General features: G+C 63.1%; 16 protein-coding genes. 10 read left to right on the forward strand and 6 right to left on the reverse strand.

The annotated features are described in order from the left end of the window. Nucleotides 1-73: 73 nt before the first annotated feature. From J3P79_RS12475 to J3P79_RS12515, 9 genes are all read left to right on the forward strand, one after another. Nucleotides 74-1201 carry a hypothetical protein gene (locus J3P79_RS12475; protein WP_434610954.1) on the forward strand — a complete coding sequence of 376 codons (1128 nt, stop codon included), beginning with the start codon at nt 74-76 and terminating at the stop codon, nt 1199-1201. Nucleotides 1202-1210: 9 nt separating this feature from the next. Next, a complete protein-coding gene (locus J3P79_RS12480; protein ID WP_434610956.1) occupies nt 1211-4546 on the forward strand; it encodes an ImcF-related family protein in 3336 nt (1111 codons plus the stop codon). 123 nt (nt 4547-4669) lie between these two features. Further along, a complete protein-coding gene (locus J3P79_RS12485) occupies nt 4670-5815 on the forward strand; it encodes a sterol desaturase family protein (protein ID WP_434610958.1) in 1146 nt (381 codons plus the stop codon). Then, complete coding sequence (gene tssA / locus J3P79_RS12490) at nt 5812-7398, forward strand: type VI secretion system protein TssA (protein WP_434610960.1); 1587 nt, start codon at nt 5812-5814, stop codon at nt 7396-7398. The genes J3P79_RS12485 and tssA overlap by 4 nt, the downstream gene beginning before the upstream one ends. A 22-nt stretch (nt 7399-7420) precedes the next feature. Continuing rightward, nucleotides 7421-9190 carry a type VI secretion system baseplate subunit TssF gene (gene tssF / locus J3P79_RS12495; RefSeq protein ID WP_434610962.1) on the forward strand — a complete coding sequence of 590 codons (1770 nt, stop codon included), beginning with the start codon at nt 7421-7423 and terminating at the stop codon, nt 9188-9190. Then, complete coding sequence (gene tssG / locus J3P79_RS12500; RefSeq protein ID WP_434610965.1) at nt 9154-10251, forward strand: type VI secretion system baseplate subunit TssG; 1098 nt, start codon at nt 9154-9156, stop codon at nt 10249-10251. Before tssF ends, tssG begins: the two co-directional genes overlap by 37 nt. Then, entirely contained in the window at nt 10232-10768 is a 537-nt protein-coding gene (gene tssJ / locus J3P79_RS12505) for a type VI secretion system lipoprotein TssJ (protein WP_434610967.1), read from the forward strand. The genes tssG and tssJ overlap by 20 nt, the downstream gene beginning before the upstream one ends. A gap of 3 nt (nt 10769-10771) precedes the next feature. Further along, a complete protein-coding gene (gene tssE / locus J3P79_RS12510) occupies nt 10772-11221 on the forward strand; it encodes a type VI secretion system baseplate subunit TssE (protein WP_434610969.1) in 450 nt (149 codons plus the stop codon). A gap of 165 nt (nt 11222-11386) precedes the next feature. After that, nucleotides 11387-12199 carry an oxidoreductase gene (locus J3P79_RS12515; protein ID WP_434610971.1) on the forward strand — a complete coding sequence of 271 codons (813 nt, stop codon included), beginning with the start codon at nt 11387-11389 and terminating at the stop codon, nt 12197-12199. A 9-nt stretch (nt 12200-12208) separates the two neighbouring features. Here J3P79_RS12515 and J3P79_RS12520 read toward each other — a convergent pair whose 3' ends face one another. The 6 genes from J3P79_RS12520 to J3P79_RS12545 form a co-directional block, all read right to left on the reverse strand. Continuing rightward, nucleotides 12209-13465 (reverse strand): FAD-dependent oxidoreductase, encoded by a 1257-nt coding sequence (locus J3P79_RS12520; protein ID WP_434610974.1) that lies wholly within the window; start codon nt 13463-13465, stop codon nt 12209-12211. Then, the gene (locus J3P79_RS12525; RefSeq protein ID WP_434610977.1) at nt 13462-13698 is read right to left on the reverse strand and encodes a 2Fe-2S iron-sulfur cluster-binding protein; all 237 of its coding nucleotides are present in this window, start codon (nt 13696-13698) and stop codon (nt 13462-13464) included. Before J3P79_RS12525 ends, J3P79_RS12520 begins: the two co-directional genes overlap by 4 nt. After that, on the reverse strand, nt 13691-14806 hold the full coding sequence (locus J3P79_RS12530) for an NAD(P)/FAD-dependent oxidoreductase (protein ID WP_434610980.1): 1116 nt from the start codon (nt 14804-14806) through the stop codon (nt 13691-13693). The genes J3P79_RS12525 and J3P79_RS12530 overlap by 8 nt, the downstream gene beginning before the upstream one ends. Further along, complete coding sequence (locus J3P79_RS12535; protein WP_434610983.1) at nt 14803-15735, reverse strand: 4-hydroxyproline epimerase; 933 nt, start codon at nt 15733-15735, stop codon at nt 14803-14805. Before J3P79_RS12535 ends, J3P79_RS12530 begins: the two co-directional genes overlap by 4 nt. Nucleotides 15736-15844: 109 nt before the next feature. After that, entirely contained in the window at nt 15845-16516 is a 672-nt protein-coding gene (locus J3P79_RS12540; RefSeq protein ID WP_039588308.1) for a GntR family transcriptional regulator, read from the reverse strand. Nucleotides 16517-16602: 86 nt separating this feature from the next. After that, nucleotides 16603-17769, reverse strand: a complete 1167-nt coding sequence (locus tag J3P79_RS12545) for an MFS transporter (protein ID WP_434610987.1) — start codon at nt 17767-17769, stop codon at nt 16603-16605. A 132-nt stretch (nt 17770-17901) separates the two neighbouring features. Here J3P79_RS12545 and J3P79_RS12550 point away from each other — a divergent pair, with 132 nt between their 5' ends. Continuing rightward, nucleotides 17902-19317 (forward strand): PLP-dependent aminotransferase family protein, encoded by a 1416-nt coding sequence (locus J3P79_RS12550; RefSeq protein ID WP_434610990.1) that lies wholly within the window; start codon nt 17902-17904, stop codon nt 19315-19317. The last annotated feature ends 74 nt before the right edge of the window (nt 19318-19391 follow it).

Below are 19391 nucleotides of genomic sequence, written 5' to 3' on the forward strand. Positions count from 1 at the left end.
GGCGCCTAGGCCGGTACGGCCACGGGCCAGGCTTTGGCTTGGGTTATTGGTGTTTTGTCTGTTGTTGGGAGCTGTGGGCGTTTTGTCGCTCGGCCCCGAAGCGTTGCACCAGAATCCTGAAGTTTCCTGGGGCCTGGCTTTGGGCGTGCCGTTGCTGGGGTGGTGTGCCCTGGGTTTCGGGCGGACGTTGCTGTATCTCGGCGAACAAGCGGTAGCCGATGGTTGGGATCAGGCACGACAGGCGGACCTTGTCCAAAAAAACCGTCAAGGAAGGCGATTGCTACAGGTGTTGAAAGTCGACTTGCATACCGCCCTGCGCGCCCCCGGCGACGAACCTGCAGTGCAGTTGAAGGCTTTGCAGAGTGGCATCAAGGCGCAAACGATGCAGCCTTCAAGGCTCGTTTCGTCATCGTCATGCCACAGTCGTTTACCGGGCGATGGGGCTGAAGATCTCGAACCGTTGTTGCTGCGAACGTTGCAACAGGTATTGGAGGAATTGGCCCCTACCCTGGCCCAGTTGCCTGACTATACGCGGCTGGGGCTGCTGTTGGACGTCGATAGCGGCTTGTCGCGTTCCGGGTGGGACCGGACGTGGGAGCAGGCATGGCAAGCGTCGGCTATCCGCCAGGCACCGGTTCTACTCGAAGGCAATGGCTTGGATGCGTTGGATCAATGGCTCGATCAGCGCTTTTATGAGGAAGCTGTGCTGCTGGTCATCGGATTGCAGTTTGCACCGAGACAACCCGAGGGCACGGCGGAAGTGATCGCCGGTTTGTTGCTCGGCAATCAGCTGGCGCAAACCAACGTGGCACCCGTGGCTTTGCTCCACCGCCCGGAGCAGGAGCACCAACCTTGTCCCGACGCGCTGCATGCTGCCGCGACGCAGGCAAGTGCCTGGGTACCGGTAGAGTTCAAGGCGATCCCGCAGGTCTGGCGGGCGGGTATTGATGCGCAACGTCATACAGCCGTGGACAGCGTATCCACCCAGTTATCGATACCGATGCAGCACGAGCATGGGCTCCATGACTTGGACGCAATGCTGGGGAGCCCAGGCAAAGCTTCGCCATGGCTGGCGATTGTAGCGGCGACGCAAGCCATTCAGGTTGGCGCGGGGCCGCAGTTCATTTTCAGCGGCAATGGCCGCGCTGACGCCAGGCTTTGGGGCATGGCATTGACGCCTGCGCCTTCCCTCCCGGAATAGGAAATTCGAATGCAGCTGCGAAGTTTTATACGTGTATGGACGGTGGCCAGCGGGATGTTGCTGATTTGCGCAGCCTTGGGCGCTGTGATGTGGCGATACCCTCAGTCGCTGGGCGTTCAGCCTGATAGTGACCTTCAGGCGCTCGGATTGCTGGGAATATCCACGATGGCGCTGGTATTGGTGTTGTTCCTGGGTGGATTCAATTTTCTAGGCAACGTCTTGGGCCGTTCGGCTTATCGAAAATATCAGACGGACACCAGCCCGCCACCGACGCTCAATAAGGTCGAGCCCCATTCGATGAATGAAAAATCGTTGATTGAGCTCCGCGAAACCCTCCGCCACCTATACGGCCCCCTCTGGCGCCACAAGGTCCGCCTCCTGCTCATCGTCGGCGAACCCACCGAGATCACCGCCATCGCCCCGCAGTTGGCGGATAAAAAATGGCTTGAAGGCCAGCGCACCGTGTTGCTGTGGGGCGGCAGCCTCCAAGAGAGTCTGGAAAATCCTGTGCTCGACCCATGGCTCAACCTACGCCGATGGCGTCCATTGGACGGCGTGGTCTGGGCACTGACCCCGGAGCAAGTCTGCGATGCAGTGGCGCTGGCCAAGGGCATGCGCCATTTGCAGGGGTTGGCGCGGCGGATGCGCCGGCAGTTGCCGTTGCACTTGTGGCAGGTGTGCGAGGCGACGTGGTCGCAGGAGGGTCGCGAGCGTCAGCCGGTGGGTTGTCTGCTGCCGGCGAAGGTCACGTCGGCAGCGCTGGTGGATTGCCTGGAGGAACTGGTCGAGCCTTTGCGTCGCCAGGGCATTGCGCAGATGAAGCTCAATAAGCAGATGCACCACGATTTCCTGCTGCGCTTGTCCCGGGATTTGCAGGCCGATGGCATCGCCCGCTGGCGTCAGGCGCTGGCGCCGTCGTTGAGTGGATTCAATCCGGGGGTGAGGCTGCGGGGGCTGTGGTTCAGCCAGCCGCTGCGCGGGACTGAAAATGCTGAAGGCGAGCATTTCTGGTGGCCGGATCCGGTGTGGCATGGCGTTCAGCGTGACAAGGCTGTCGGCGCGCGGCTGGGCTGGGGCGCGCCGCGAGTCGTTTCTGTGCTGTTCCTGGGGTTGGCGCTGGTGGGGGGCGCTGGGATGGTGATGTCGTTTGTCAGCAACCGGGCGCAGATCGTCCAGGTGCAGGCCGTGTCGACGGCGTGGCAGCAGGCATCGACCCCGGAGGCACAATTGCTGGCGCTCAATGAACTGGTCCACGTGCTGGCGCGCCTGGATCACCGCGTCGCATACGGGGCACCGTGGTATCAGCGCTTTGGCTTGAACCGCAACCAACAGTTGCTCGAAACGCTCTGGCCGCGTTATGTCGAGGCCAATAACCGCCTGGTGCGCGACCCGGCGGCGGCACGCTTGCGTGAGCAACTGGAGGCGTTGGTCAAGCTGGCGCCGGGCAGTCCCGAGCGCGTCGAGCGCTCGACGGTTGCCTACGATCAGCTCAAGGCGTACCTGATGATGGCGCGTCCGGAAAAAGCCGAGGCGCAGCTTCTGGTCAAGACGCTTGCCCAGGCTGATCCCACCCGAGAGGGCGAGTCAGCCGGGCTCTGGCGAACACTGGCGCCCGGCTTCTGGCAGTTCTACGCCGAGCAACTGGCCGCGCACCCCGACTGGCGCATCGAGGCCGACCCTCGGTTGGTGGCGCAGGTGCGCCAGGCCTTGCTCGACCAGTTGGGCCAGCGCAACGCCGAGGTCAGCCTGTACCAACAGGTCCTGGACGACGCCGCCCAGCATTATCCGGCCCTGGGCCTGGCGCAGATGGTCGGCGACACCGAGGCCGCCGGGCTGTTTTCCAGCAAGGCCCGCGTGCCGGGGGTGTTCACACGCCAGGCCTGGGAGGGCCAGGTGCGCCAGGCCATCGACGACATCGCCCAGGCGCGGCGCGAGGAAATCGATTGGGTGCTCAGCGACAGGCCCGGCGAGGCCGATCCCCGATTGACCCCCGATGTGCTGAAGAAGCGCCTGACCGAGCGCTATTTCCAGGATTACGCCAGCGCCTGGCTGGGGTTTCTCAACAGCCTGCGCACCCGCCAAGCGAAAAACCTGGATGGGGTGATCGACCAATTGACGCTGATGAGCGACGTGCGTCAATCGCCGCTGATCGCGCTGCTCAACACCCTGGCCTATCAAGGCCAGGCGGGCACTCGCGCACCGGCCCTGAGCGACTCGCTGATGAAGTCCGCGCACAAGCTGATCGGACCGGAGACGGCGCCGCTGATCGACCCACGGGTGGATTTGCCAGGTGGACCGCTGGACGCCACCTTCGGACCGCTGCTGGCCCTGGTCAAGGGCGGCACTGACAATTTGAGCCTGCAGGCCTACCTCACCCAAGTGACCCGCGTGCGCCTGAAACTGCAACAGATCAGCACCGCCAGCGACCCCATGGAAATGACCCAGGCATTGGCGCAGACCGTGTTCCAGGGCCGTGGCATCGACCTGACCGACACCCAGTCCTATGGCCGGTTGATGGCGGCGAGCCTGGGCGCGCAATGGGCCGGCGTTGGCGAAACGCTGTTCGTGCAGCCGCTGGAACAGGCTTGGCAGCGGGTGCTGCAACCGTCGGCGGCGGGCCTCAACAGCCAGTGGCAGCGCTCGATCGTCGAGCATTGGAACGCGGCCTTCGCCGGGCGCTATCCGTTCGCCGCAACGGCCAGCGACGCTTCGCTGCCGATGCTGGGGCAGATGATCCGCGCCGACACCGGGCGCATCGAACGCTTCCTGCACAGTCAGTTGAGCGGCGTGCTGCGCAAGGAGGGCAACCGCTGGGTGGCCGATCCACGCCATGGCCGTGGCTTGCGGATCAATCCGCAGTTCCTCGCGGCGGTCAATCAACTGAGCGACCTGGCCGACGTGCTCTACACCGACGGCGGCCTGGGCTTGAGCTTCGAGCTGAGCGGCAAAGGCGTGCGCGATGTGGTGCAGACCACGTTCATCCTCAACGGCGAAAAACACGAGTACTTCAACCAGAAGGAACGCTGGCAGCGCTTCGGCTGGCCGGGACGCAGCGATTATCCCGGGGTCAGCCTGACCTGGACCAGCGTCCACACCGGCGAGCGGCTGTTCGCCGACTACGCCGGCACCTGGGGGCTGATCCGCTTGCTGGAACAGGCCAGGTTCACGCCACTGGACGACGGCGACAGCCGCTATCGCATGGTGCTCAAGGCCCCCGATGGCCTGGGCCTGACCTGGCACCTGCGCACCGAGCTGGATGCCGGGCCGATGACCCTGCTGAAGTTGCGCGGGTTCAAGTTGCCGGGGCGGATATTTCTGGAAGGACGCGAGGCGGCGGAGGGCTAGGCCCGCGAGAGGAAAATGAGTCTGCTTGGATTGATCGTTGGAGGGATCCATTGGCGCCTGGCTCTCCGTCGCGCTGAAGCGACAGGAGAAATACCGCTCGGCTTCAAACAAAAAGGATAGGTAATGCACAAGATCAAAACTTATTTACAGAAACATGGACACGCTCCTTTCATATTTGGCGAAGGGCGCATCAGTGGCTACATCGGTGCCACCTTGGGATTGTTGAGCTTGCTCGCAGTGTTTTGCTTCCTGCTGCCGGAGTGGCTGACGACCAGTGAATTGCGCGAGGTTTACGACGAGCAATTCGCCCGGTCGCTGTTGCTGCTCGGGTTGATCCTGTCGTTCAGCTTGGGCACGTTGAATATAATGCTCAACGGCCATAAGCGCTTGGGTGTTACGGCTATTGTCGCTTCCGGTCTGGCCATGGTCCTCGGTGGGACTGACATACAGGTCGATGCCATCGGTAAGACACCTTACTCCTTGGGGCTGGATTGGTTCGTACTGGCGCTCCTGATATCTGCGGCGGTATTTATCCCGCTGGAAAAGTTGTATGCCAAGGATCCGGAGCAGAACATCCTGCGTCCCCATTGGCGCACGGACCTGGGCTATTTTTTCGTCAGCCATATGCTGGTGCAATTCATCCTGATTTTCATCACGGCTTCCTCAAACTTCATGGCGGGATGGGCGGTTTCCCCGAACCTTCAGGAGAACGTCCAGAGCCTGCCTATGGTCGTACAGTTTTTTCTCGCGGTATTGGTGGCTGATCTGGGGCAGTACTGGCTGCATCGCCTCTACCACGTGGTGCCTTGGTTATGGCGAGTCCATGCTGTCCATCATTCAAGTACCGCGATGGATTGGCTGGCCGGTTCGCGGGTCCACTTCGTTGAAATTTTATTAACGCGCACAGGTGTACTGGTGCCGTTGATGTTGCTGGGTTTCGCTGCGCCTGCATTGAATGCCTATGTGGTCCTGGTTGGCATTCAAGCCGTACTGGCCCACGCGAATATGCGAGTCAACGCGGGCTGGCTGGAATTCATTCTTGTACTTCCCCGATATCATCACTGGCACCACGCCCGTCATGCGGACTACATCTATAAAAACTACGCGATTCACCTGCCGCTGATAGATATGGTGTTTGGAACGTTCAAGTTACCTGTGAAGGATTGGCCGGCCCGCTACGGTGTATTCGGCAAGCCGTTGCCAGACGGCATCGTGCGGCAGCATGGATACCCGTTCCGGAAGCCCGTGTCCGAGAGCTCCAAGTCATGAGCCTGCAAAGCTTGATTACCCGTTGCCTGGGAGCGCGCGACGCGGTGGCCATTGCCCGTGAAGAGACCGCACGCTGGCAGCCCTGGTTACAACCGATCAGCGAAGCTTCACCCGTCGGCGACGACCCCGGCTATGACGATGACTTCCAGCGCATGCGCGAAGAGGTCGACAAGTTGTCCGGTGCCGATGCCGAGCGAGTGGCGAAGCTGGCCGAGAAGCTGCTGACCCAGACTTGCAAGGATCTGCGCGTGGCGACCTATTACGTGTGGGCGCGCTTGCACAGGGACGGTGAAGCGGGGCTGGCCGATGGGCTGGGTCTGCTGGCGGCTTTGCTGGAGCGGTTCGCCGACAGCCTGCTGCCGGCGCGTCCCAACAGTCGCAAGGTGGCGCTGCAATGGCTGGCCGGCGGCAAGGTGCTGGATACCCTGTCGTTGTATCCAGAGGTGGTCAGGGCCGAGGCCGAGCGCACGGCCGCGGCGTTGGCCTGGCTGGAGCAGGGCCTGGCGGCGTGGCCGGAGGATCAACGCCCTTGCCTTGGGGCATTGCATGCGGCGCTGTCTGTCCGTCTGGCTCAATCGGGCGGCGTTGCGGCCGTGGTCCCGCAGAATGCGGCCAACCAGGACTCGAATGCCCAGGCAGGCGCGCCGACAGTGCTCGCGATCAAGTCCGGCCGGGATCTGTTGGACCATGGCCGGGCCTTGGCCGGCTATTTGCGCGACCAGCCCCACGGTTGGCTCGCGGCCCATCGGCTGATGAAAAGCCTGCGCTGGGACACCGTGCATCAAGCGCCGCCCGAGGACGCCGATGGCAATACCCGGCTGACGCCGCCGAGGGCGGATTATCGGGCGCAGCTCAAGCGTCTATACCTGCAGCAGGGCTGGCGCCAGTTACTCGATCAGGTGGAGCGGATCTATGCCGAAGGCGTGAATCACTTCTGGCTGGACTTGCAGTGGTACGCGTACCAAGCCTTGAGTAAACAACCCGCGCCACAGGATGGCTGGGCCGATGTCATCCAGCGTGACCTGGGCATGTTGCTCGATCGGTTGCCGGGGTTGGAGCTGCTGCGCTGGAGTGACGGCACGCGCTTCGCCGATGAGACCACCCTCGAATGGATTGCCCAACACGTCAGCCGCAATCGCCCTGGACAATGGCAGCCTGCTGCATGCCCGGTGCAGGGCATCGGCGATGCCGACATCTTGTCATGGGAAGGCGAAGCCCTGGCGCAGGCCGACAGGGCAGGGGTCGAGCCCGCGCTCGCCTGGCTGGCGTCGCGCCCGGAGATTCATGGCGGGCGGCAACGTTGGCTGCTGCGGTTGCTGATGGCCCGGGTGGCCGAACAGTTCGGCAAGACTGATCTGGCCATCCATCTGCTGGGGGAACTGGACGCCGCCGCCCAACACCACGACCTGCGCGTGTGGGAGCCCGAGCTGTATTTCGAGGTCAAGGCTCGCCTGCTCAAGCTGCTGCGCTTGAAAGCCCAGCGCAATGACACCGACAAACCTGCCCTGGCCCGCCGCATGGAAGCCTTGCTGGCGGCGCTCGTAGCCATCGATCCAATACGTGCCGCAGTGCTGTGCGGCTGACCCTCATTGATCAGGATTCTTTATGGACATGGACAATCTGACACTGCGCTATTTCGACGCCGAAATGCGCTACCTGCGCGAGGCCGGCAAGGAATTCGCCGAAGCATTCCCGGACCGGGCGGCGCACCTTAACCTGGACAAGCCGGGGGCTCGGGACCCCTATGTGGAACGACTGTTCGAAGGCTTTGCGTTCCTGATGGGGCGACTGCGAGAGAAGCTCGACGATGACCTGCCGGAGCTGACCGAAGGCTTGGTGAGTCTGTTGTGGCCTCATTATCTGCGGACCATTCCGTCACTGTCGATCATCGAACTGATGCCCGATCTTGCGCAGATACAGCGCAGCGAACGGATCGCCCGAGGGTTCGAGATCCTGTCGCAACCCATCGGGCCGCAGCGCACCCGTTGTCGCTACACCACCACGCAAGACGTGACGCTACAGCCGCTGGCGTTGGTGTCCGTGGAGCGCGACCAGGAACCGGACGGCCGCTCGCTGCTGCGCTTGCGTTTTGCCCGTAGCGCGTCCGTCCCTTGGGCAGAGATCGACCTGAGTCGCCTGCCGTTGTACTTGAATGCCGATGCGCCGCTGGCCAGCGCGCTGCACCAAGCCCTGACCCTGAACAGGCAGGCGATGTACGTGCGCGTGGCAGGGCAGCCTGGCCGCACATCCGTGGACGGCTACTTCGCGGCCAAGGGGTTTGCCGACGAGGACCGGCTGTGGCCCAAGGGCGACAGTGCCTTCAGTGGCTACCAGTTGCTGCTGGAGTACTTCACGTTCCGGGAAAAATTCATGTTCGTCACCCTTTGCGGGTTGGATCAACGGGTGATTGAATCCGCCGCGCCCTGGTTCGACCTCGAAGTGGTGCTGCGCGAACCCTGGCCTCATGCCTTTGACCTGGGCGCCGAACACATCCGCCTGCACGCCGTGCCGGTGATCAATCTGTTTGTGCTGGAGGCCGACCCGCTGGAGCTCGACCCGTTGCAGACCGATTACCTGCTGCGTCCGATGCGTTTGCAGGATGGTCATCTTGAAATCTATTCGGTGGACGAAGTCACCGCATCGAAGGACGACCAGCGCCTGGACTACGTGCCATTCACCAGCTTCCGCCACAAGGGTGGCATGCTGCGCGACGAAGCCCCGGAACGTTATTTCCACACCCGCTTGAAGCGGGCCGCCAATGGCTTGCATGACACCTGGCTGATCCTGGGCGGCGAAGGCTTCGACGAGGATCGCCTGCAGACCCCTGAACGCCTTTCGTTAAGCCTGACCGGTACCCATGGCCAACTGCCGCGCAAGGCGTTGCAGGGCACCGTACTCGATACGACGGTGCAGTCGACCCAGTTCGGCCTGCGGGTGCGTAATCTGTGTGCCCCGACGTTGCCATGCTATCCGCCCAATCGCGACCGCTTTCATTGGCGCATCCTCAGCCACCTGGGCTCCAACTTCCTGCCGATGCTCGACAGCGCCGAGGTGTTGCGCGGGACGTTGGCGTTGTACGACTGGACGGGCAGCGAGCTCAACCGGCGCAGGCTGGCGGCGATTGTCGAGGTGAGTCATCACCTGGTCCAGCGCTTCGAAAAGGGCTTCCTGCTACGAGGGGTGGATATCGAAATCACCCTGGACGCCAACGGATTTTCGGGGGAGGGCGATATCAGTCTCTTCGGCGAAATGCTCAACCGCTTCTTTGCGCTCTACGCGGACATCCATTTGTACACCCAGCTCACGCTGGTTCTTCAACCTACTGGAGCGTGCCTGCGATGGAGCGAGAACCACAGCCAGCGAATTCCCGGTTGAACGCCGACGGTTTGCTGGATACGTTGCAGGAGCGGGTGGCCGAGGCCAGCGTGTACCGTCTTTGCCAGTTGCTGGAACAAGCGTTGCCCAACCAACCGCTGCTGGGCAGCACCGCGCGCCCGGCGGACGACCCGGTGCGTTTTCGACCCGATCCCGGCATGGGCTTTCCAGCGGGCGAGCTGAAAGGGATCGAGTTCGATCAGCAAAACCCGCGGCGTCCGGCGACGGTACGCACTCGCGTGCTGGGATTGTATGGCGTCGACTCGCCGATGCCGACGGCGTTCGTGGATGACATCGCGCAACGCCGGGAAGGCCATGAAGCGCTGGAAGCTTTCCTGGACATTTTCAATCACCGGATCTTCACCCAGTTCTACCGGATCTGGCGCAAGTATTCCTACCCGGCGACCTTCGCAGCAGGCGGCACCGATGCGACATCGCAATGCCTGCTGGGCCTGATCGGATTGGGCATTCCCGGCACCGCGCGGCACGTCCCTACGCCAATGTCGCGTTTTCTCGCGTTGCTCAGCGTCATGCGCCTGCCGACCCGCAACGCAGAAGGCATCGAGGCGCTGGTCAAGCTGCTGGCGACCCACACCCAAGCGCGAGTCAGCCCGCATTGGCCGCAGAAGATTGCATTGCCGCAGCCGGCGAGTCTTCACCCGTCCCGCCCGGTAAGTTTGTCTGTGGGTACGCCGCTGGGTGGTGTCGGGCGAGACGTCAACAGCCAGTTGCGCCTGGTGCTGTCCACCGATGACGCTCGGGAGGCCAACGATTGGTTGCCCGGCTCAACGCTGCACCGCGACTTGCTGGTACTGCTGCGCGTGTACCTGGGGTGGCGTTGCAGTGCGACGCTTCACTTGACGGTCGCGGTGGGCAGCCTGCCGCCGGCAGTCTTGGGGAATCCCCGAATACGTCTAAGCATGACCGGTGTGCTGGGTTTGGGAACAGACAGCTGGCAGGTGAAAGAACACGACAGGATCACGATCAATCTGGGCCGCTACCAAGGCCTCTCGACCCATTCTCGGAACAGGGAAACACAGCATGTCTCGTACTCTTTTTAATGTTTTGACACTGATGGCGATGGCCTTGGCGCTGGGCGGGTGTGGATTGACCCAGACCGTCACGCACGGCACCGCGTCCGCCGCCGAGACTGTCTTTCATAGGCAGGTGAAAACCCTGCATCTGGATTTCAATGCGCGCGCGACACTGAACACCGACACTGCGGACATGAGCGTCTTGTCGCTGCCGACCCTGGTCCGGGTGTATCAGTTGCGCGACAGCAAAGCGCTGGACTTGGCCACCTACGAGGGCTTGGTGAGCGGTGACGAGGGGCTGCTCGACGGTGCATTGCTGGACAAGCGTGCCGTGGTGGTGAAACCCGGGGCAGGAGCGCAGTTGAGCGTACCGATGGACCCGCAGGCGCGGGTGGTTGCGCTTGTGGGCTTGTTTCGCAGTCCCGACGCCCAATCGGATACCTGGCGCTTGATGCTGACGCGCGATGACCTGGACCCGGATCGGGCCCGGCTCATCGAGATGGGGGACAACCAACTGACCTTGCGTCCCTTGGCGAAGGAGTGAGCCATGACCGAGCCCAACCCGTCACTTTACGAAATGCTCCTGCAAAACTTCACCGGTGAGCTGGATTTGCATCGAGTCAGCGAACAGGACCAGCACACGCTGTCGGTCCTGGACAATCTGCAACGCATCCTCAATTGCAGGGCGGGCACGCTCAGTCATTTGCCTGACTACGGGCTGCCCGATATGGGGACGGTTTTGCAAGGGTTGCCCGCGACGGCCCATACCTTGATGAGGACGATGACCAATACCTTGCTCAAATATGAACCACGGCTGGCGGAACTTGCCATCGAGCTGCTGCCGCAGGCCATGCCGGGGCATCTGGAGTGTGCCTTGGACGGACGATTGAAAGGAGGGCAGCGGGTGGTTTTCGGGACGACCGTGGGGCCGGAGGGCAAAGTCCTGGTGCGTCATCTGGCGCGACAGAATTACCTGTCGATGCCTCGGAATGGATAACACAAGGGCAGCGAGATGAGCGCGGAGGCAGCCCATTTATCGGCTGCCTCTTAATTAGATGTCGATCAAAATCAAAACTGTTGACGTCTATGATTATGCTAATCATCATAGAGCTTCCCGACACGCATCGATGCCGGGTCCGACCCAACTGCCGAGGAAAATTTCATGACAACCCACAAGCCTGTAGCGTTGGTCACCGGCGCTTCGTCCGGTATCGGCGAAGCGATCGCCAAGACACTCGTGGCGGCCGGTTATCAGGTATACGGCACCAGCCGGCGCGGGACCCGGGCCGATCACCAGACGTATGCGATGCTGGCGCTTGACGTGACCGATGACGCCTCCGTCGAGGCCGCCGTCGCGCAATTGTTGCGGTTGGAAGGGCGTATCGACTTGCTGGTCAACAATGCAGGTTTCGGGCTTGCTCCGGCCGCGGCGGAAGAAAGCTCGATCGAGCAGGCGAAGGCGATCTTCGATACCAATTTCCTCGGTATTGTGCGAATGACGCGCGCCGTTGTGCCTTACATGCGGCGCCAGGGCGTGGGCCGCATCATCAATATCGGTTCGATCCTGGGTGTCGTTTCCGTGCCCTATGTGGCGCTCTACGTGGCGAGCAAACACGCGGTGGGTGGGTATTCCCAGGCCTTGGACCATGAGCTGCGGACCCATGGCGTCAGGGTGGTCGTCATCGAGCCTGGCTATACCAAGACAGCCTTCGAGAGCAACAGCCTTGAGGCTGATGCCAAGTTGGACCTGTACGAAGAGATTCGTGTGAAGGTCACCAAGGTCGTCAATCAAGCGATGGCGACAGCCGAGGGCCCGGATGTCGTCGCTGACGTGGTGCTCAAGGCCGCTCGCGCCGACCGTCCGAAGTTGCGTTACACCGCGGGAAAGGCCGCAGCCCAATTGCAGTTCATGCGCCGCTTCGCGCCCGCGGGTGTCTTGGATACGGGTATCCGCAAGGCGATGCAACTCGCATGAGCCCGCCCATCAGCGATCCGAGACGTCTCCCAGGCTCAGCAACGTCTCGATCCGCGCCGGACTGAAGGGGGGGCGAGGAGCGGGCGGCGTCCAGCCAAACAAGTGTTCCAACGCAGCACCGCAGACCCGGCCTTGGCAGGCGCCCATCCCGCAGCGGCTGGCGAGCTTAGCCTCGCGCCAGTCGGCATGGCCACTCAGTGCCTCGTAGGCCACGTCCTCGCAACGACAAACCACCGTATCGCCCCGGGGCAGGCCTTTCAAACGAGCGTCGAGGACGAAGGCGTCGTTCAGCGCCCGGGCAAACCCCTGCCATCGCCCGCGACGAGGCCACAGGCGCTCGGCTGTCGCTGTATCGCCGACGGCTGCGTGGCCGGCGATGGCGCCTTCCACCAAGGCCAATTCACTGCCGCCGAAACCGGTGCATTCACCCGCAGCGTAATGATCGCGGCGAGTGGTCGCCTGCCAGACGTCGACTGCCAGGGCCTGGCCAGCGAGCTCGCAACCCAACGCCTGGCCCAGCTGGCTATTGGGAATGAGTCCGAAGCCGCAGGCCAACCGGTCGCAAGCCAGTTCCACCGTCTGGCCTTGCTGCAGCAGGCGCACGCCTTCGAGCGTGTCCCGTCCCAGGGCCTCCAATACATGTGTGCCGGTGCGGTAACGGGCATCGAACAGGCTGAGCGACTGCCATAACTTGCCCGGCCAGCGTGGCAGTTGCATGGCGAAACCCATAACGGCGGCGCGGCTGGCTTGTTCGGCGATGCGCAGCACTTGCGCACCGTGGTGTTTAGCCGTGGCTGCGCTGGCGAGCAGCAGCGGGCCGCTGCCGGCAATCACCAAGCGTTCGTCGCGCACCGGCAGGCCGCCCTTGATCAGCGCTTGCAAGCCGCCGGCACCGGTGACGCCGGGCAGCGTCCAGCCGGGGAAGGGCAGCAGCAGTTCCCGGGCGCCGGTGCACAGGATCAAGCGGTCGTAAGCGATCAGCCAACCCTGTTCGGCGTTCTCCACCAGCAAGGTCTTGTCGGCAGCGCTGGCAATTACTCGGGTTTGAGCGTGACAGCGCACGTTGGCGCAGGCGCGCAAACGCTCGCGCATTCGTCGCGCCTCGACAGGCAAGTGGGCCTGTGGTCCGTCGCGCCAGATCTGCCCGCCGGGATTCGGGTTGTCATCCAGCAGCACGATGCGCACGCCGCTGTTTGCTGCGGCCAGGGCGGCGGCCATGCCGGCTGGGCCGGCGCCGATGATGAGGAGGTCGGCGAATTCGGTCATGGTCGGGTGTCCACGTGCATGCCATCGCGGCACAAGGTCTGGCAGGCCAGGCGCCGTCGCCCGTCGATCATCACCCGGCATTCCTGGCAGACACCCATGCCGCATAAAGGCGCGCGGCGCTGGCCGGTCACCGAGGTGCGGCTGCAGCCATCGGCCCCCATGGCCAATGCCGCCGCTACGCTGGTGCCATTGGCGACAGACAGCGCGCGGCCATCGACAAACAAATCAGGCATGGACCGATGCTCCCAAGAAACGCTGCGGCAGGTAGGGTTGGGCGGCCAGCGGCGCGGTTTCGTTGAACAGTTGCGCGACCAGCAGGTCGGCCGTCGCCGGCGCGGTCGTGACGCCGAGCCCTTCATGACCCACCGCCAGCCACAAGCCCTTGCGCTGCGGGTGTTGCCCCACCAGCGGCAAGCCGTCGGGACTCGCCGCGCGAAAACCGGTCCACGCGCGAATGCCGTTGAGGTGCGCCAGCCCTGGCATGTAATCCACGGCGCGCTTGAGCATTTTCGCCAACATCCAGCCTTCCACTTGCGGATCGACGTTGCCGAACTGCCGCGAAGCGCCGATGAACAACTGTCCGGTCGGGCGCGGTTGGATGTTGCACGCCACCGACGGTCCGCTGGCGTTATGAGCGCTGGTGACGTAACCCAGCTCAACCAGTGTGTGGACGACAGCGGCGGGGTAGCGATCGGTGATCAACAGGTGGCCCTTCTTGGGCTCTATCGGCAGCTCCGGGCACAGCTCGGTGGCTTGGATGCCATTGGCGAGTACCACCGCTCCGGCGCTGAGCCAACGGCCATCGGCGAGGCGTACGCGGTGGCCGTCCACTTCGCTGACCTCGGCACGTTGTTGGCGAATGTTCGTGTGATCGAGCATCCAGCGGGCGGCCGCTGGCGCGTAGAGAATACCGTCGCCCTTGATCAGCAGCCCACCTTCCAGGCCTGCCCGCAATTCCGGTTCGCGCTGGTGCAAGGTGGCGCGGCCAATCAGTTCGCAGGGCTCGTCATGGGCCATCAGGTTCAGGTATTTACTATGGGCTACAGCCATTTCCTCGGCGTTGGCCGCCAGCCATAAAGTGCCGTTGTTGCGCCAGGCACAAGCATCGGGCAGCACAGGCGCCAATTCCCGCCAGCGCCGCAGAGAATATTGACTCAGCGCCAGCTCTGCCGGATTGTCGTCGAGCACCAGCAAATGGCCCATGCCCGCCGCCGTGGCCCCGTGCCATCCAGCGTCCAGCGCCAGCACGCGCAAGCCACGCTGAGCCAGGGCCTGGGCGCAGGCCGCGCCAACGATGCCGGCGCCGATGATGATCACGTCTGCGGCATGGCCTTCGTTCACGGGCGAATGCCCCAGGCGAACGGATCGTCCGGCTCGATGATCAGTGTGCTCTCGGCGCTGATATAGGCCCGGCCGCGAATGGTCGGCACGATGCGCTCGCCCGATCGCTCATACGACCCTTCGAACTCACTGCCGATGACACTGGCCTGGCGCCAGACTTCCCCTGGTTGCAACTTACCATCGGCCGCCAGGCACGCCAGTTTGGCGCTGGTCCCGGTGCCACAAGGAGAGCGGTCATAGGCCTTGCCGGGGCAGAGCACGAAATTACGGCTGTCGGCCTGGGGATCATCGGCGAACAGCTCGATATGATCGATCAGCCCGCCGTCCTCGCCGCGAACGCCTTGCTGCTCCAAGGCCTGCTGTACAGCGAAGGTATAGGCGGTCAATGCGTCGAGGTTGTCGCCCGCCACGCGCTGGCCGTGATCGGCGATCAGGAAGAACCAATTGCCGCCCCACGCCACATCGCCAATCACCGGGCCGATGCCCGGCACATCCAGGCGCAGGGCCTGGCGATATCGGTAGGCCGGCACGTTGCGCACACTGACCGAGCGATCTTCATGCAGCGTCGCCTGTACCGTGCCCACCGGCGTCTCGATGCTATGCACGCCGGGGCCGATTCGTCCCAGATGAGCCAACGATGCCACCAGGCCGATGGTGCCGTGGCCGCACATGCCCAGGTAGCCGCTGTTATTGAAAAAGATCACCCCGGCACAGGCGGCCGGGTCCACCGGTTCGCACAGCAACGCGCCCACCAGCACGTCGCTGCCGCGAGGCTCCAACACGCTCGCGGTGCGCCAGGCGTCGTGTTGTTCGGCCAGGCGCTGCCTGCGCTCGGCCATGCTGCCCTGGCCCAGGTCGGGGAACCCTTCGGTCACCAGCCGGGTCGGTTCGCCGCCGGTGTGGGAGTCGATCACGGTGATGCGTTTCATGGCGCCACGTCCGTTCAGATGAGTGGACACAAGCGTGGCGCGCGCCGGGGGCTGTCGGCTTGATGGATTTAGCTGCCGTCGGTGACGAAATCAGCACAGCGCCATGGCATCACCGGCTCGTCGGCAAGAACTCGAACAGCGTCTTGCAGACCCCGGCGATATGCTCGTCCAACAGTTTCACCGCACGCTCCACGTCGCCGGCGCGGCAGGCGTCGAGGATTTCACGGTGTTCATGATCGGCGCGCTCCTTGCCGGCCGACAGGCTCATTTGCATGCGCAGGTAACGCTCGAGTTTGTCGTGGACCGAGCGGATCAGGCTCACCATGAAGGGCCGTTGTGCAGGTTCGTAGAGGCAGGCATGCAACTGCCAGTTCAGCTCGGCCCAGCGACCGACGTCGTCCTCGCCGATGAATTCCCGGCAAATGCTGTCGGCGCGGGTGAAGGTCGCTTCGGTCATGTTGGGAATTGCCAGGCGCAGCACCTTGTCTTCCAGCAGCATCCGCACCTCGAACATCTGCGCCAGCTCCGCCTCGGAGATCCGTGTGACCATCGCCCCGCGATTGCGCTGGAACATCACCAGGCCCTCGGCCTCCAGGCGCTTGAGCGCTTCGCGAACCGGGATCTTACTGACGTTGAACTGTCGGGCGATATCGTCCTGGCGAATCGGCTCGTCCTCGGCGAAATGTCCTGCGACGATAGCGTCGCGCAGGTGCCGCGTGATGATTTCCGAAGTAGAGGGGGTGTTGCCCAGGTCAGGCAGGTTGAACTTGGATAAAGTCACGGCGGCAGTCGTTTGGCTGAGGTGGGGATATGGTATACGACCTGCCTGCCGTGATGTCGAGCGGTCCTCGCCACGAAGTGTTTTGTTCAGCCGTGGGATGGCTGGGTGATGAACGCCTGTGTCCGAACGATGAGCAGCCCGGTAGTCATTGCGCCTGCCAACAGCGCCAGGCCAAACACCATCAGCGCCACGTCAGCGCCGAAATGGTCGGCCAACCACCCGGTCACGACGACCGGGATACTGAACCCAACATAGGCGAACAGGAAGAACCCGGCGCTGACCCGGGCTTTTTGCGCACCGGCCATGGCCGTAATCGCTGACAGTCCGCCCAGGTACAGGAAGCCGTAGCATGCACTGCTGGCGCCCAGCGCCCCGAGTAGCACGGCGGGCAGCGAACCCCGGCTCGCGCCCCAGGCGAGCAACGCATAGCTCAAAGGCAAGACGAGCAGCCCCAATCCCGTCGCCCTGGCCGGTTGCATGCGTTTCACCCAGGGCTGGAAGATCAATCCGCAACTGATGACGGTAAATGTCGACAGGCCGGACCAGCGCTGCAGGTCATGGGCGGCAAGTACCGAAGGCAGGATGGCGATGACCAGTCCCGACGTCGCCCAGGCAAGCAACATGGAGAAGCTGTAGGGCAGGCTGCCAGCGGGAAACAACGGCAGGCGCAACAGCGGCGCGTGCCTGATTCTCGTGGCCGGGTCCGGAAGCCGCGCCACCACGATCATCGCCAGGGCAGCCAACCCCAGCTGCAACCAGAAACTGCCTGGCGTAACGCTGTGATGGGCGAACAGGAAGAGGCTAGTCAGCGCCGCGCCCAGGCCAAACCCCAGGGAGGTGCTGGCCGTGACCCGGTTGGCCGGTGCCCGTGCGTCGCCGGTCGGCATCAGTTCCACCATGTAGGCGGTGGATGTCGCCGAGGCCAACCCGGTGCCGACGCCCATCATCAGGCGCGCCACGCCCAGCGCCACGAGGTTCGGCCAAACCACCGTGATCACCGTCGCCAGCATCGACAGGCAGAGCGCCGCCAGGATCAGCGGTTTGCGACCCACGCGGTCGGCCAGTCCGCCGAACGCCAGCAACACTGGCAACACGCCCAGTACATAACCGGAAAACGCCACCGCCGTGGCGCCCGCGCCGTAACCGGAAAGCTGCGCATAGGTGGTGTAAAGCGGCGCCTGGAGGTTGACCGCCAAAGTGATCAGGCAAAGACCGAAGGCCAGTCCCCATGAATGTCGCTGCTGTGCGTCCAAGAGTGTTCCTTGAAAATGAGAGCCTGGGCGGACTATCAATGCCGCACCGCAGGCAAACAAGGAACAGAGCGGGGTCTTTTATGGTTAACTGTTCGCTCGAAATTCGAGAACACTTAGCCGAGATCCCGCGCCATGGACCTGAACATCGATCGAAACGCCACGGGATCCCTGGTTCGGCAACTGGTCGCCAGTGTCACCGACTGGATCCACAGCCATGGCATTCGCGCGGGTGCGCGCATGCCTTCGATCCGCCAACTGGCGACGGAAAACGGCTTGAGCCTGTCGAGCGTGATCAAGGCGTATGACCAGTTGGTCGCCAGCGGCGTCCTGGAGTCCCGGCATGGCTCGGGCTTTTTCGTGGCACAGCAGATGTCCCGGACGCTGGCACCGCAGGCCGAGGATGAAGCAACCGCCTGGCCCTTGTTCGATAACGCATCGACCCAACTCAAGCTGGGGTGCGGCTGGCTGCCGGACGCGTGGCGCGACGATACCGACCTGGGCCAGGCGATCCGCCAAGTGGTACGCAGCGACAATCAGGCCCTGTTCAACTACAGCACGCCGTTGGGCTCGGCTGATCTGCGCTCGCAGATCCAGAAACGCCTGGGCCTGATCGACATTCATGTCGAACCGCGCCAGATCATCACCACCCAGGGCGCCAGCCATGGCCTGGACCTGCTGGTGCGCACGCTGCTCAAGCCGGGCGACTTGGTTTTGGTCGAGAGCCCGGGCTATTACAACCTGTTCAACCTGCTGAAGCTGCATGGGGTCAAGACCCTGGCCGTGCCGAGGACTGCGCAAGGCCCTGACATCGCCCACTTGGAACGACTGCTCGATGGGCACAAACCGGCGTATTTCTTCATTAACAGCATGTACCAGAACCCCACTGGCACCAGCCTCGCGCCGAGCGTTGCCTATCGCCTGCTGCAACTGGCGACGTTGCACGACTTTCGCCTCATCGAAGACGATATCTACGCCGATTTCCAGAACGGCCCGACGTCGCGGCTGGCGTCACTCGACGCGTTGGACCGAGTGATCTACCTGGCGAGTTTTTCCAAGACCTTGTCCAGCTCGTTGCGTATCGGTTATGTCGTTGCGCAACCGGAAATCATCAAGCGGCTGGCGCAAATCAAGATGGTCACCGGCATCGGTTGTTCGCTGCTGGCGGAGAACGTCGTGGCAACCTTGCTGGCGAACGGCGCGTATCGCAAGCTGATCCAACGCCTGCGCGGGCGCTTGAACAAGCAGATGGCGAGCACGTTGCGCCTGCTTGATCCCCTCCACTGGGAAGTGTTTGCCGAGCCCAGCGGAGGTTTGTTCGTGTGGGCGCGGCCTCGGCACGTAGCGGCCGAACGGGTCCGGCAGATCGCCGAGCAGTTGCAAATCCAGTTGTCCCAGGGCTCGACGTTCTTGCCGGAGGGGGAGGCGTGTGACTGGTTGCGGCTAAACGTGGCGTACATCATGGACGTCCGCGCCCAGGCATTCTTCAGGCAAATCGAGCAAGAATCCAAAGTTGGAACGGCGGCACTAATGGGAATCTATGTCAAATAGGAATGAGTTGCTGTATCTTTCGCGACACATTCTTGCCAGCCCTCCAAGGGATGGCGTTCTTTCGTTAGGATTGT

It is taken from the genome of Pseudomonas sp. R1-7, assembly GCF_051132105.1.
Classification (GTDB): domain Bacteria; phylum Pseudomonadota; class Gammaproteobacteria; order Pseudomonadales; family Pseudomonadaceae; genus Aquipseudomonas.